The sequence below is a fragment of the Turneriella parva DSM 21527 genome (assembly GCF_000266885.1).
Lineage (GTDB): Bacteria > Spirochaetota > Leptospiria > Turneriellales > Turneriellaceae > Turneriella > Turneriella parva.
On the sequence record NC_018020.1, the window covers coordinates 1,550,225 to 1,564,235 of the forward strand.

12 protein-coding genes are annotated in these 14,011 nt (G+C 54.0%); 6 read left to right on the top strand and 6 right to left on the bottom strand.

The features are described from left to right. Positions 1 to 17: 17 nt before the first annotated feature. The 3 genes from TURPA_RS07585 to TURPA_RS07595 all read left to right on the top strand — a co-directional run bounded on the left by TURPA_RS07585 (position 18) and on the right by TURPA_RS07595 (position 1,876). Positions 18 to 476, top strand: a complete 459-nt coding sequence (locus tag TURPA_RS07585) for a bactofilin family protein (protein ID WP_014802710.1) — start codon at positions 18 to 20, stop codon at positions 474 to 476. A 255-nt stretch (positions 477 to 731) separates the two neighbouring features. Further along, positions 732 to 1,547, top strand: a complete 816-nt coding sequence (locus TURPA_RS22520) for a 4-hydroxythreonine-4-phosphate dehydrogenase PdxA (protein ID WP_342612520.1) — start codon at positions 732 to 734, stop codon at positions 1,545 to 1,547. After that, positions 1,520 to 1,876 (top strand): hypothetical protein, encoded by a 357-nt coding sequence (locus TURPA_RS07595; RefSeq protein ID WP_014802712.1) that lies wholly within the window; start codon positions 1,520 to 1,522, stop codon positions 1,874 to 1,876. The genes TURPA_RS22520 and TURPA_RS07595 overlap by 28 nt, the downstream gene beginning before the upstream one ends. Here the strand turns inward: TURPA_RS07595 and TURPA_RS07600 are convergent, their stop codons facing one another. Next, entirely contained in the window at positions 1,877 to 2,992 is a 1,116-nt protein-coding gene (locus TURPA_RS07600) for a deoxyguanosinetriphosphate triphosphohydrolase (protein ID WP_014802713.1), read from the bottom strand. It lies immediately after the preceding gene. A gap of 64 nt (positions 2,993 to 3,056) precedes the next feature. Between TURPA_RS07600 and TURPA_RS07605 the strand changes: the two genes are divergently transcribed. Beyond that, complete coding sequence (locus TURPA_RS07605) at positions 3,057 to 3,488, top strand: hypothetical protein (protein ID WP_014802714.1); 432 nt, start codon at positions 3,057 to 3,059, stop codon at positions 3,486 to 3,488. A gap of 81 nt (positions 3,489 to 3,569) precedes the next feature. Continuing rightward, positions 3,570 to 4,859, top strand: a complete 1,290-nt coding sequence (locus tag TURPA_RS07610) for a phospholipase C/P1 nuclease family protein (RefSeq protein WP_014802715.1) — start codon at positions 3,570 to 3,572, stop codon at positions 4,857 to 4,859. Between the two features lie 88 nt (positions 4,860 to 4,947). Here the strand turns inward: TURPA_RS07610 and gyrB are convergent, their stop codons facing one another. From gyrB to TURPA_RS07625, 3 genes are all read right to left on the bottom strand, one after another. Next, positions 4,948 to 6,864 (bottom strand): DNA topoisomerase (ATP-hydrolyzing) subunit B, encoded by a 1,917-nt coding sequence (gene gyrB / locus TURPA_RS07615; protein WP_041949096.1) that lies wholly within the window; start codon positions 6,862 to 6,864, stop codon positions 4,948 to 4,950. A gap of 564 nt (positions 6,865 to 7,428) precedes the next feature. Then, positions 7,429 to 7,893: an AgmX/PglI C-terminal domain-containing protein gene (locus TURPA_RS07620; protein WP_014802717.1), complete on the bottom strand. Its 465-nt coding sequence runs from the start codon at positions 7,891 to 7,893 to the stop codon at positions 7,429 to 7,431. A 209-nt stretch (positions 7,894 to 8,102) separates the two neighbouring features. Then, entirely contained in the window at positions 8,103 to 9,782 is a 1,680-nt protein-coding gene (locus tag TURPA_RS07625) for a hypothetical protein (RefSeq protein WP_014802718.1), read from the bottom strand. Between the two features lie 171 nt (positions 9,783 to 9,953). Here TURPA_RS07625 and TURPA_RS07630 point away from each other — a divergent pair, with 171 nt between their 5' ends. Beyond that, on the top strand, positions 9,954 to 11,156 hold the full coding sequence (locus TURPA_RS07630) for a Crp/Fnr family transcriptional regulator (protein ID WP_014802719.1): 1,203 nt from the start codon (positions 9,954 to 9,956) through the stop codon (positions 11,154 to 11,156). 27 nt (positions 11,157 to 11,183) lie between these two features. Here the strand turns inward: TURPA_RS07630 and TURPA_RS07635 are convergent, their stop codons facing one another. Then, complete coding sequence (locus tag TURPA_RS07635) at positions 11,184 to 13,265, bottom strand: metallophosphoesterase family protein (RefSeq protein ID WP_014802720.1); 2,082 nt, start codon at positions 13,263 to 13,265, stop codon at positions 11,184 to 11,186. Next, positions 13,262 to 13,891, bottom strand: a complete 630-nt coding sequence (locus TURPA_RS07640) for a hypothetical protein (protein ID WP_014802721.1) — start codon at positions 13,889 to 13,891, stop codon at positions 13,262 to 13,264. The genes TURPA_RS07635 and TURPA_RS07640 overlap by 4 nt, the downstream gene beginning before the upstream one ends. Positions 13,892 to 14,011 lie beyond the last annotated feature (120 nt).

Consider the following 14,011-nt stretch of genomic DNA (forward strand, 5'->3'; position numbering starts at 1 on the left):
AAAATATACCGTAGCCCATGGCTCTCGTTAAAAGCTCACAAGAAATTACCAACTCGACGATCGGGGCGAACTCGTATTTTACAGGTCGATTCTATATCAACGGCAGCCTCAAGATCGACGGCAAGTTCGAAGGCCGTGCGCTACAGGCAGACCAGCTCTATATCGGCACCACTGGCAAGGTGAAAACCAGCGTCGCGGCAAACTCGGTTTTCGTTGAAGGCGTCATCATCGGCAACATCGCAGCAAAGAGCCGCGTGATGCTTCTGCCCACAGCGAAAATATTCGGCGATATCAAAACACCTGAGCTGATTATCCAGAATGGTGTTATTCTCGAAGGCCGCTGCGTGATTGCAAACGACCTCAAAGCTTCGGCCAAAGATGTTATCGAAGCAGAATACCTCAAAGACAATCTCAATGAGAATATGCTTTTCCCCAAAAGTGCTCGCACCGAAAAAGACAAAGCCGACGCCCGCTGACTTTCTTAGGGTTTCTCTCTCATCGCTTCTTCTGTACCACAGCCCCCGGTAATCGTTTCGCAGGGTGACGCCGCGGGTGCCGGTTGGCACGCGTTTAAAGAAATAATCGCCGGCTATAGCAAAGCACTAGGGCCGCAATCGCAGGCCCGTTATAGCCCCCGGCGTCTCGTCGTCGTCGGCGATACTTTTGAGAGTGACCGGGCTTTCATCGAGAAATACTTTCACACAATACCGTATACCGCGAAAATCGATGCGATCGACACTGTTCTGGCTGACAGAAAAATCAAAAAACCGCTTTTTCTAAACGTCGCAGCCGGTAAGGCGATCGAACCTGGCAAAGGCAACTCGCTGGTTGCGCTACGGTCATGGCATGCCTTTCAAAAGGCGCTGAAGATATTTCACGCGCACCCATCGGCAGCCTTCGTCACGTTACCGGTTTCGAAAGAGCTCATCATGAAAGCTGGTGTGGATTTTAATGGCCATACGGGTGAACTCGCAACGGCATTCGGCACGCGCGTGTTCATGTGTATGTACCACAAGAAGTTCTCGGTGATACCCCTCACGGAGCATATTCCGCTGGCATTGGTGCCGCGTAAGCTCTATGAAGTGAATATTACAGAGCTCGCTTCGGCGCTTCGCCAATTCAGGGCGATATTCAAACCGGCCGGCAAAACGGCCTGGTGTGGGGTGAATCCTCATTGTGGTGAAAATGGTCGCATCGGCAACGAAGAAGAGTTTGTCGTGCGTTCAATCGATACACTCGCCAGGCAAGGCGTCGTGGTTGAGGGACCGGTGTCTGCCGACGCGGTTTTTACGAAACATGTGATCTCGCAATATTCCCTTGTGTTGGCGAACTACCATGACCAGGGCCTGATACCGTTTAAGGCGCTTGCCGGTATGGCGGGCGTAAACACGACACTCGGCCTGCCGCGGCTTCGTGTTTCGCCCGACCACGGCACAGCATTTTCGCAGACGGCTGCAAAACAGGTAGACATCACAGGGGTGCTCGCGAGTTTGCGGTTTGCATTTGATCACGCATTAACATGGCAACAGGCATCGCAACCTCATTAGCTCTCGGCGCACTCGCGCTCATTCTGCTGACATTTCGTACAGGGCTGCCGCTCAGCCGCAAGATTCTCGGTTGGCTGACGCTTTGCGGTCTTGCATATTTCTATTCAGCTGAGCTGATGATTGCGTACAAGACAGTGAGTGGTGGTGAGTACAAGACAATTGCAAAAGAGTTTGCATCTACCCTGCAGATCGCGCTGCCCGCGCTCGCATTTGCCATGCTCGCAGTCGCCTTCTTGGTCTCTTCGGCATTCGACGCGGGCAAAATTATGCTGTTTCTTTTCCTGATTTTTCTGGCCGCAACTGCGGTGAAAATTGCGTACCTTATTTGACTAGCGGGCGTGCGCACCGAGAATTTCGGTGTTCCAATGCAGCGCGTAGCGATCGGTCATGCCTGCGATAAAGTCGGCGACGACGCGCTCGACCCCCATAGTCTCTATGCGCTCATGGTAGTCCGCCGGCAGCATCTTCGGGTCACGAATCACAAAATCAAAGATGCGCGAAATAATATGATTCGCGCGCTCGTTCATGCGCACCACATCGGCGTGCCGGTAAAGGTTGCGAAACAGAAATTTCTTCAGGTCTTTGACCTGCGCATCCATTTTATCTGAGAAAGCGATCAGTGGTTTAGCGCGCTCGTCGGCATTATAGCGCAATACGTCTTCAAACGTATCGAGGTTCGCCGCGGCGATATTTTGCCTCGATGCTTCAATGAGATTCGAGACCATGCCGTTAATGATCTCGCGTATGGTGGCCCGAATCTGAATCTTCGGCTTAATGCCCGGATAACGCTCGCCGACGATCTTGTAGTTCTCATGCCAGAGCTTCACCTCGCTCAGCTGTTGCAGTGTGAGGTGCCCGCTCTCGAGGCCGTCGTCGATGTCATGGTTATTGTACGCGATCTCATCGCACATATCGACAATGATTGCCTCCAGGCAGTGACCATGCGAAACTTTGCCCGCCGCATCTTTGGGCAGACTGCTGTGTTTCTGCAAACTGGCGAGCGTGCCCCGGGTCAGGTTCAAGCCCGTGAAGTTCGGGTAACGCTCTTCGAGAGTGGTGACGATGCGCAGCGTCTGTTCGTTATGGTCAAAGCCGCCGAGTTCGCGCATCTTCTCATGCAGTGCGCGTTCGCCGGCATGGCCGAACGGCGGGTGACCCAGGTCATGTGCGAGAGCGACTGTTTCGGTCAGGTCTTCGTTCAGGCCCAGCACACGCGCTACCGTACGCGCAATCTGAGAGACTTCGATCGAGTGTGTGAGGCGCGTGCGAAAGTTGTCGCCGAGGTGGTTCACAAAGACCTGAGTTTTGTACTCAAGGCGGCGAAAGTATTTCGAGTGCACGACCCGGTCACGGTCGCGCTGAAACTCGTTTCTGAGAGGGTGGCTCTCTTCTGCAAACTGGCGGCTTTCGAAATACTCTCCCTGTGCGGCCAGCGGTGATGTCATGCTAAAGTATCGACATCCGTTGCCCCCGAATTAATTCGGGGGCAACGGATGTCGACAATTATCCATGGATCAGCCAGATTTCATAGTTCTTGCCAGAGATACCTTTAACGAAGATGGTACCGTAAACATCGAGAATGGCGACAAGCTCTGGTCGGCTTTGTTTAAACTGCCCGAATGGAACTTTCTGATGACGATGACCAGTTTCGTCAATAAATCCCCCTCGGCGCAAATGATCGACGGCAAGGTCTGGTATCTTGTGTTTACCGACACCGAAAAGTTGCAGGCATATGCGACGCGCAACCAGAACCTCGACCCTGACGGCAAGGCGCTCTTCATCACCATGACTCCCGAAGCGGCGGTACGTTTTGCGCAGGGCTCGCTCGGCACGACGGTTTACGGTTTTCGTTTTAATGAAGCGGCCGAACATGGCTGGTTCTCGCCGCTCGAGAATCTGGTGAAGTTTCCCGATTATCTGCGTGAAAAGGGTTTGCTTTGAGTGCCAGAATATCGTTCGCCTCGCCATGCCTATTCTGGGTGTTATTCTTGACTGCCGACCGCGCCCGGCAATTGGTGAGCGATGAAGCAATTTTCAGCGCTCGCGGCCCTGGTTGCCGCTTTTCTCATGATAACGCAATCGACCTTTGCATGGTCGAACCACTACCTGTTTAACCGTGCGGCGCTTGAGGCGCTGCCCGAGCTGGCGTCAGCACCAAAAGTTAAGGTCGAACGCCTCGAAGATTTTCTGCTGAAAGAACAGGCAAGCCTTGCTGCTGCGCTCGACCAGATCGAGGCAGAAGCGAAAGAGGCTTTTCCGAAGGCTGCACCGCGACCCAATGCGCTAGCGTTCCGGGGCGGCGATGCCTCAAACATTCGCGCCAATTTCTTGCGGGCCATTCGTGTGAACCCCGGCACACCCCTGGGGTATTTTCTGCAGCAGGTTCCGGGCCAACCTCTCGCCGGCAAAAAATCAGACCCGAATACGGTAAGCATTTTCGGCGAAAAAGACCTAAAGCGCAAGTACAACTTCTACGACGTCAAGATTGGGCAGGCCGTTTCGCCGGTCGAGGTCGTCGCAACAGCGGGCGATGAACCCGATTTTGGCCTCGACATCAACCTCTTCGAAGACAACGATTCTGAATTTGGCAAACAATACGGTTTCGGCAAGCAATCGTTTGGCAACCCAAAGCTCTATTATGGCACCCAGGCGCCATTTCACATCGGTTATTACCACGAATCGGGAATCATTTTTCTCGCAGCCGGATTTCTAAAGCGTACGTATCCTCAGTACAGGGTGCATCAATTTTTGAACCTTGCACGGCACGCTTTCAAAACCGGCCACCCCTATTGGGGTTACCGCTTTCTCGGCTGGGGCCTGCACTACGTCGGTGACCTGACGCAACCCTACCACGCGCGCGTGCTGCCCAACTATGGCACCATGGGCATGCTGTGGATCAACACCAAGGCGATGATTGGCTTTGACGGCGCAAAGAATGACGCGATCGACCGCATTACCGCCCGCCACACGCAGATTGAAGAATACCACTACAGTGTGCTGGCAGAAGCCTACCGCACGAAGAACCTGGAACACCCCATGTTGAAGGCGGTCACGGCGATCGACAAAGACCAGACGTATGGACCATTTGATGCAAACTACATTATCAAGAAACTGACAGATGAAAGTTACGAGGTCTCGGACAGCGTCGACACGCTGATCGACGAATCGAATTTGCTCAAGGGTTTTTCAGAAGGTAACCTGCTGCCTGAAGCGAACCAGAAATCGCTCGCCGAACTCGACAAGGTCATCACTACCCACATGGGCGGTGTCGGTGCGCACCTGCGCAATTACGTAAGGGCAGGGTTAAAGTAAGGCGCGCTTCGAGCGCCTCCAAAGCGGAGACTCAGCTGCGCTTCGTCACAGCGCGCGGCACCTGAGGTGCTCGAAGGGCCGCGCGGTCTTACAAATCGAGTTCTTCGACTTTTTTGGCGTTATCTTCGATAAAGCGGCGGCGCGGTTCTACCTCGTCGCCCATGAGAATGATAAAAGTCTCGTCGGCAATGACTGCATCGTCGACTGATACCTGCATCAGCACCCGGCGTGCTGGATCCATTGTGGTTTCCCAGAGTTGTTCGGGGTTCATTTCACCAAGACCCTTGTAACGCTGTATCACGTATTTCGACTCTGCCTTAAAGCCCTTAATGATTTTATCCTTTTCCTGGTCAGAATAGGCGTAGAACTTCTCTTTGCCATGCGATACAAGGTAGAGTGGTGGACGCGCGATATAGAGCCCGCCCTTTTCGATCAAGAGCGGCATGTGGCGAAAGAAGAAGGTCAAAAGCAGCGTCTGGATATGCGCACCGTCTACATCCGCATCGGTCATGATGACGATCTTATGGTAGCGCAACTTGTCGATGTTGAATTCGGCGCCGATGCCGCAGCCGATCGCTGAAATCAGCGCCGCGACTTCGCCGTCGCCCAGAATCTTGTCGAGCTTGGTCTTCTCGACGTTCGTAATCTTGCCCTTGAGCGGCAGAATCGCCTGAAAATGGCGGTTGCGGCCTTGCTTCGCAGACCCACCCGCCGAGTCACCCTCGACGATAAAGAGTTCACAGTCTTTCGGCTCGCGCGCACTGCAGTCCGCGAGTTTACCGGGAAGCCCGGCGCCTTCGAGTGCGCTCTTGCGGCGCACGAGTTCTTTAGCTTTGCGCGCGGCGATGCGCGCGAGCGCAGCCTGCATACACTTTTCGATGACACGCTTGGCGTCTTGCGGGTTTTCTTCAAAGTACTCGCAGAGCTTCTCGTATACGACCGAAGTGACGATGCCTTTCACTTCGCCGTTACCGAGCTTCATCTTTGTCTGGCCCTCAAATTGCGGGTTCGGTATCAGAATCGAAAGTACCAGAACGAGGCCTTCGCGCACGTCGTCGCCTGTCAGTGGTTCTTCAACCTTCTTGTCATAGCCGAGCTTCTTCTTGTATTCGTTGAGTGCCCGTGTCAGCGCAGTGCGAAAGCCCTCGAGGTGCGTGCCGCCTTCGCGCGTGTGTATCGCATTCGCAAACGTGAAAATTTGCTCTGAATAGGTGTCGCAGTATTCGATCGCCAGCTCGACCTGAATGCCGTCTTTCTGCTGAATCGCATAAATTGGCTTCTTTTGCAGCGGGTTCTTTTTTTCGGTAAGCATCTTGACGAATTCGACAATGCCGCCCTTGTATTGAAATACGTGTTCTTTGACTTCTTTCTCGCGCGTGTCGCGTATCGTGATCTTTACATTCTTGTTGAGAAAGGCAAGTTCTCGTAGCCGTGAGGAAAGAGTGTCGTAACGGTATTCGAGCGTGTCGAATATCTGGCTGTCAGCCAGAAACGTGACCGTCGTGCCTCGCTTTTTGCTCGGCCCTTTCGCCTTGAGAGGAGCTCTTGTCTTGCCGCGATTGAACGCAATGTGGTGCTGTTTGCCGTCGCGGTGTACATCGACTTCAACCCATTCAGACAGGGCGTTGACCACCGACACACCGACACCGTGCAGGCCGCCCGAGACTTTATAGGCCCCGTCGCCGAACTTGCCGCCCGCATGCAATTTGGTTAAGACAACCTCAACCGTTGAAACTCCCACTTTGGGGTGAATATCCACAGGGATGCCGCGCCCGTTGTCAGACACACTGATAATGTTGCCCTTGCTGATTTCGACTTCAATTGTATCGCAATGGCCCGCCATCGCTTCGTCGATGCAGTTGTCGACAACCTCATAAACCATGTGGTGCAGACCCGGCAGGTCGGTCGAGCCGATGTACATGCCGGGCCGCTTGCGCACAGCCTCGAGGCCTTCAAGAACCTGAATCTTCGAGGCGTTGTACTCTTCAGAGACATGCCCGTGCATCGGTTCTTCAGTTGCTGTGACCGGCTTCTTGGCTGGGGTTGCCGCGACTGTCTTGGCCGGTTTCTTCTCAGGTTTCTTCGCTTTTGCCATAGTAATTCAGGCCACTCTGCGGTCTCGACATATTATGTCGCCTGAATAAAGGAGGGAGTTAAGGTTACGCCTTGGTTTAGGGCAAACGGCCGCGTTTAGCCTACTTGACTGATAGCGAGCGATTCCACTCCGCTCTTTTTGCATATGAGTCTCGTTCCATAACATCGCAGCCTGCCCGATGCCTCAAACAGAAGGACGGCTGATTTATGAATTATGTGCAACCGAGTTCTGTGGGCTTTGTAATGACCACGAACCTGACAGCATAGAAATCTGGGCGCCAGCTTCGGAGACATAGTGCCCAATCCACCTCGATCAAGGGCTATTTCTCATACTTACCCAATCCAATTGAGGTGTACGGCTTTTTTAGGGCTGAAAGTGGCCGAGGTCATGGCCTTGTCCAGATAATCGGAACAACTTTGTGCGCGCGTACAGGTCTGCGGGGGTCTGTCTATCAGCTTTGGAATTTCGGAACTACTACTTCTCTCGCTTCGCTTTATCTTCAAATCGGAAAGTATGCTCGACGTACTTTGTGACTGGCGGCTCAGGAAAACGCCATTCGGCAATTTTGGTAACCACACAGCTCTCGAATTGTTGAGCAGCAAAATCTGAAAGTACAATCTCGGGAGCAATTGTCCGCCCCGAAGTCGAAATTTGCCAATCTACACGTAGCTTCCCCGTTTGTTTCGCGGGATTCGCAGCCAAATAGGTCTTGTAGCATGCCTGAACTTCGGGATAGCCCTTGAGCACGCGATTCTTGACCGGGCCGGCGAGGTATGGGTCAGCTTGCTTCTTGTCGGCGGTCCCGCTTGTCTGCGCGCGCTGTAACAATTCAACGATCTGTGCGTTTTGCCGGCGGTTTTCGAAGAAGAGAAAGGCAGCAACCGCGACGGCTAGAGCCGCAGCCGCATAAAGCAGGGTCGTATTCTGTTCAACTTTCATAGTGGTGCATTTCCTTAGTTGGGAGTTGCCATGTCTTGCAGATGGATTTCCATTGCAAGGATCGCGTCACTTGTCACGCCTAACCAAAATCCCGACGCGGCAGGTAATGAGAGCAGAACGCCTTGCCCGCAGCGATATGAGCGGTAATCGCGCATTTCACCACCGAGATCCCTCAAATATGCAATGCTGTCGGGTTGCCGTAGCTTCGATCATTGCAGCTTGAAGATATATACCGCACCGGCGCTGGCGGCACCGTTAACACCCGACGCGCTGCCATCTGTATTTGTGATCGTTGTCTGGTTTGAAGCTTCCTGATGCGCACCCACGACCACGGTTGAACCAGATGCCGCAACCGAGTAGCCAAGGGAATCAGATGCTTCAGCGTTGGACGCCTTTAGAAATGCATCTTGCACCCAGTCGCCCGACGCCTCGCGTTTGAAGACATAAACAGCTCCCGAGCCGGTAGTGCTGTTGTTTGCGGATGCCGCACCGTCATTATTGTCGATCGTCGTTTGATTTGCATCTTCATTGCGTGCTCCCACAACTACAGTCGAGCCCGAAATAGCAGCGGATTCACCTAAACCGTCACCCGCCTCTGCGTTCGACGCCTTGAGGTACGCATCTTGCACCCAATCGCCCGAGGCCTCACGCTTAAAGATATAGGCAGCCCCGGAAGCAGAAGCGCTTATGTCCGCAGAAGCTGCCCCGTCGGCATTCGTAATGGTCGTCTGGTTTGAACGCTCACTAGGCGCAGTAACAACCACAGTTGCGCCAGAGATAGCAACAGCCCAGCCAAATGAGCTGCCTATCCCAGCGTTGGATGCCTTTAGGTACGCATCTTGCACCCAGTCGCCCGAGGTATCGCGCTTGAACACATATACCGCGCCGGAGCCTGATGTGCCGTTGACACCCGACGCACTGCCGTCTGTATTCGTGATCGTTGTCTGGTTGGAGTCCTCGTCACGCGCGCCTACAACCACAGTCGAGCCAGAGATTGCGACGGAAAAACCAAAGTAGTCGCCCGCCTCTGCGTTCGATGCCTTTAGATATGCATCCTGCACCCAGTTGCCAGAAGTTTCGCGCTTGAAAATATAAACAGCACCCGCGTTCGACGCACTATTGTCAGCAGATGCCGTACCGTCCGTATTGGTGATAGTGGTCTGATTCGAATCGTCCTCTATTGCGCCGACAACTACGGTCGATCCTGAGATAGCGACGGCAGTACCAAACCAATCACCGGCCTCTGCGTTAGACGCTTTGAGGTATGCATCTTGGACCCAGATGCCGGATGTATCTCTCTGGAAGACATAGGCAGCACCCGAATTGCCAGCACTGTCGTCGGCAGTTGCGGTGCTGTCGGTATTAGTAATCGTGGTCTGGTTGGAATCCTCGTTGCGCACACCCACGACGACCGTCGAGCCAGACACCGCAACAGCAAGGCCGAAGTTATCATTCGCCCCCGGGTTTGACGCCTTTAGGTATGCATCTTGCACCCAAGCGGGCGTAGTGCTTGTCGAACTAGCGCAATTCAGTGCAACGCTCGTGATATTTGCACTTGCGACGTTGCCCGCATCGCTCGCATTCTGAAAAAAGCAAATTTGGCTGTTGGGATTTGACTTGATGCTAACCTGATAAGCGCTGCCACTTGCAAGACTCGTCGCGAAGCTGAAGCTACCGTTGGCTGTGAGCGTCAAGTCATCAGCTCCATTGTTCTGCAGCACGACCGTGCCCGTAAGGCCAGATGCGGTGCCACCAACCGTAAAGGTGGTGGCGCTAGCGGAAGAGCCCGAAGTCGCAGAATCGCCAGAACCTGATGAACTACAGGCGGTAGGGGCAAAATTTATGAGTGTTACGGCTGCTAGTATAGCAATGCGTCGTGTGGCGTGCATCGACGTGTCTGCCCCTTTCTCCCTGGAGCGTCGATCAGAACATAAACCAATTCTCAGATATCACGGCCGTCCCGGAAAAGTTATGTCCCATAAATAATTCACACCGCTCAACGCCGTGCGGCTTTTCCACTTGCAGCGGATATCGACGTTGCCGATAATTACCTTAGACCAATGCCTGAAATCAAGATCAAAGACTATAAAGCCGGCAACACCGTCATCATACAGAACGCCCCCAACCCCGGAATTTTCTACCTGGTGCGCAAAGGTGTGCTCGCGATCGATACCGAGCACCGCTTGAACGACAAGGTGCTCTCGCGCTTCGAGGCGGGCGACAGTTTTGGTCTCGTTTCGGCGCTCACAGGGCACCGATTTCTCGTGACCATCTATGCGACAACCGATGCGCAGGTGGCCGAGATTCCCGTTTCGATGATCGGCGCGTACCTCAAGTCGCAGTCAGACCTTGCGGTGAAGATGCTGCGTCTCTATTCGCGCGAACTGAGAACCATTCAGCTGCACCTTTCGAAACTCGACGCACCTGAAGACCGAAATATTACTCCCGATATTCTCTACAATCTGGCGGGCAAATATATCGAGTGGGATAAACCCCATTACGCAGCCCGGGCGCTCAAGGCATACATCGACTGGGCCGAACAAAATGAAGGCGTCTACCTCGATCTGGCGCGCACACGCTTTGAAGAGGTGAAAGACCACTACAAAGAAATCGACTTTACCGGCAAAACAACCGCCGTCGAACAAGACACGATGCTGTTTTCTGAAGGTGAAATGGGCAAAGAGATCTTCGTCGTTCTGTCAGGCTCCGTAAAACTCATGAGGATTGTCCGCGGTGAAGAATTCATCATCGATGTGCTCGGCCCGGGCGAGCTTTTCGGCGAAATGGCCTTTATCGAAGACGCTCCCCGCATGGGTACTGCCGTCACGACGCAAGATTCGCAGCTCATTCGCATTTCACCGCAGCAGCTCGTTTCGAGTGTGGCCGAAGGTGTGTTGCAGAAGATCTTTGAGAACATGGCACGGCGCATCTGGTTCTCGCACCAGCGCCTCATCATCTTCAAAATCGGCGACCCGCTCGTGCGCATGTATGCGTACCTCTATAACCTGGTGCGCAACCAGAACCTGCGCACGCGCGACAACAGCGCACAGGACAAATCATATAAATTTGCAATTACGCTGAACGAGCTCAAAACTCTCTGCGGCATTATGCGCCTCAAAGACACGACCGAAGCTTCGTTTCGGGCAAACGACAACCTGATCGTCGAAGAAGATGGCATTACGATCAAAAGCCGTAAGCGCCTTGCCGACCAGATTCAGTATTACCGCGCCAAGTCGGGTCAGATTATCGCAGAGACCAAGTAATTCAAGTTTTGCGCAGCAAAACTTGAATTACGGCTCCTTCCAGGTTGTGCGCAGGTCGAGTGAGAGCAGCACGATCGACGCGTTATAAAAGTCACTCACCGAGCCCAGATAGAAGTAATACCAGCGGTGGCTGACAGTGAACGTCAGCGGCGCGGCAATCGTGAAAATGAGTGAATTCGCGATTTCAATGCGGTGTCGCCAGAAGCCCGCATAGGTGCGCGAAGAGAACGAGTCGAATGCGAGTTTATACTGCATACCGGGGTAGAACTGCCACAGCGCTCCGATGTTCGATTCAATACCCCAGTTAGGGTCATTCACCGGGTCGAGAATTTCTTTTTCAAGACCACCACCCAGCCTGCCGGTAAAAAACTTCCATGTAAATTCGGCGCCCACTGTTTCTCGCAAGAAACTCGGCCTCAGGCCGTTTACCGGCACGACGACCGTGTCGATTCGGTTTTTCTGGTAAGGTCTGATATACCATTCTGTATTGTAGGTGTATGTAATGTCGCCGCGTAACAGGTTGCGCACAATCTGGTCTACCTGCCTGACATAGAAAATATAAGGATTAAAAGAGAAAGAATGGCGGCGGTTGTAGACGGTAAAATTCACGTCGTTCTCCAGGCCCCACTTAAAATACGAGTCGATCGGCTGCCCGGGGGGTGTGTCGATGCGGCTCGTGTTTGCAACTGCACCGGTTTCGTAGATGTTCGAGAGGTTAAAAGTTGTGAGAAAGCGAAACCTGCTGTCCGCTTTTGCGTCGGGGTCGGTTACTCCTTCTTCGACCGTGCGCGTGATGCTGTCGCTGAGGCCCAGCCATTGGTTCTTGTGCTTTAGCCGTGCATTGCCCGCCGGTATAGCAATTTCAAAGCCGCGCTGTGTCGCGCAGACCCGGTAATGCACGTCGTCGCGCAGCGGATAACCCGTTACACTTTTATCTGTCATGCCTGAAAAAACCAGGCTACGCTGCTTCAGATAGAAGGCTTTTAGATCTGAGCCCCGCATGCGAAACGTGAAGATGTCATAATCGTTTTGTACCGCGTAGCGAATGTCGCGCGCCCGCGAGATGAGCGGTGTGGTTTCTATATCCACATCGTCGTTCTCGACAAATGCCACGTCGCAGCCGAAGCCATCTCTGAGCGTCGCTGCAGCAAACTGGGGCGTCAGTTTGAACGGGGTAAAGACGAGCTTCTTGGCCTCTGAGTCTTCGGCTAAACCATACCCCTTTTGCCAGCGTGCAAGTCGGCGTTCGAAAGTCGGAGGCAAATTCAGCTTCTCATCGCCTGCATAAACATCGACGATCTCGCGGTCGCTCAGAGTCCAGACTTTGCCGCGTTTTGCCAGCTCAAGCCGCATGAGCGAAGTGCCGTTGGGCATCGCGACGGCGCGCCGGCCGTCGGGCAGTTCGATCATGCGAATCGCCTCTTGCCCGAGCCGCGTATCGGCATCACCGCCGCAGAGAATCATGTCGACCTGCGGGTTCTTGCTCAAGAATGCGACCGCGTCGCGTATGGGCAAACCGCTTAGCACGATGAGCAGATCAGGTTTAGCGGCTGCAGCTGCGGCAATTGCCTGCGTACCCGTTGTCAACGGCGGTTCAAGATGCAGGTCGAGATATTTCGCCTCGGCGTAGTTGACGAGCGAGCGCGTCGAGGTGAGCCCCACAGCCGCAATGCGCAGGCCGCCGCGCTCGATTACAGTAAAACTGTCGAAGAAATGATTGTTCTCTCTGTAGATGTTCGCTGAAAGAAGGCGAATACCACGCGCGCGCCTGATGTAATCGAGACTCTCGGCGCCGATGTTGAGGTCGCCGGCCGACACGAGGCCCGCATCCAGCCGCAGCATTTGCAGGTAGTCAGCAGTCAGCGAGCCGAAGCTGAAGCGTGAGAGGCGACCGGGAAAGAACGCATTACCCAAATCGAAATGAAACGAGTCTTTTTTAGCGTCGCGTGCCTTTCGCAGATAGGCGGCGGTGAGCAGCATTTCGTTTTCGTCATATTTCTGGTCGAGCGGAAACCGCCCACCCAGATTCGCGGTGAGGTACACCGTGACTTCGGCCGGGGCTGCCTGCAGAGAGTTCAGGCAAAAAACGCAGAGCAAGAAGCGCTTCATTTTGTCGCGGGTGATGGTGTCGCAGGTTTCTGTTGCTGCCTGGCTTCATTGGCTCGAAGTTCGGCCACCTGCCGCCGCAGCTCGTCAGCCTCTTTTGTCTTTTCGGCAAGCCGACTGCGCATTTCTTGCAGCTCTTTGGAAAAGTTGAACTCCTTCTCGGCGGCTTCTTTGCCGAGACGCTCTTTTTCTTGCGCCGATTCGAGTTGTAACTTCGTCAGTTCTTCTTGCAGCTTGCGGGCGTCTTCGGCAGACTTTCTCGCGAGCTGTTCGTTCAGCGAGGTGAGCTGTTTTATACGACCACCGCTCTCGGATTCAAGAATGCCGATTTTTTCAGTGAGGTTGGCGATGCTCGTTTCGGCCTGTTTCAGCTGCGCGGCCCGCCGCTCGAGTTCGGCGATCTGCTCGGCCTGCATCTTCACCTTTTCGGCTCTGCTCAGATCGTTGAGTCGCGTGAGCTCGAGGTTCTCGTCACGCAGCACCTGGTTCTCGCGTTCGAGCAGCGCCGTTTTTTTCGTCATCAGCGCGCGTTCGGCAGCGATCTGCTCGGGCGACCGGTCGCTGCGGGCAAAGCTGATGCATTTCACCAGAGCGACGAGGCATAAAAGGCAGAGCGGCAGGGCTTTCATGGTCAGGCCACCCCTGCAAATCTGAGGCGGTGCGTCGATGAGGATATAGAACCTATCTCTGGCCGGCCGGCTTCGCACTGTCTGACCGCCCGGTCATAACTGATTGACGCGGTGTGCAAA

Bases quoted from the DNA above. Each gene is read 5' to 3' on its own strand.
- TURPA_RS07635 (WP_014802720.1), bottom strand. From the start codon at position 13,265: ATGAAGCGCTTCTTGCTCTGCGTTTTTTGCCTGAACTCTCTGCAGGCA.
- TURPA_RS07625 (WP_014802718.1), bottom strand. From the start codon at position 9,782: ATGCACGCCACACGACGCATTGCTATACTAGCAGCCGTAACACTCATA.
- TURPA_RS07630 (WP_014802719.1), top strand. From the start codon at position 9,954: ATGCCTGAAATCAAGATCAAAGACTATAAAGCCGGCAACACCGTCATC.
- TURPA_RS07595 (WP_014802712.1), top strand. From the start codon at position 1,520: ATGGCAACAGGCATCGCAACCTCATTAGCTCTCGGCGCACTCGCGCTC.
- TURPA_RS07585 (WP_014802710.1), top strand. From the start codon at position 18: ATGGCTCTCGTTAAAAGCTCACAAGAAATTACCAACTCGACGATCGGG.
- TURPA_RS07620 (WP_014802717.1), bottom strand. From the start codon at position 7,893: ATGAAAGTTGAACAGAATACGACCCTGCTTTATGCGGCTGCGGCTCTA.
- TURPA_RS07610 (WP_014802715.1), top strand. From the start codon at position 3,570: ATGAAGCAATTTTCAGCGCTCGCGGCCCTGGTTGCCGCTTTTCTCATG.
- TURPA_RS07640 (WP_014802721.1), bottom strand. From the start codon at position 13,891: ATGAAAGCCCTGCCGCTCTGCCTTTTATGCCTCGTCGCTCTGGTGAAA.
- TURPA_RS07605 (WP_014802714.1), top strand. From the start codon at position 3,057: ATGGATCAGCCAGATTTCATAGTTCTTGCCAGAGATACCTTTAACGAA.
- gyrB (WP_041949096.1), bottom strand. From the start codon at position 6,864: ATGCACGGGCATGTCTCTGAAGAGTACAACGCCTCGAAGATTCAGGTT.
- TURPA_RS07600 (WP_014802713.1), bottom strand. From the start codon at position 2,992: ATGACATCACCGCTGGCCGCACAGGGAGAGTATTTCGAAAGCCGCCAG.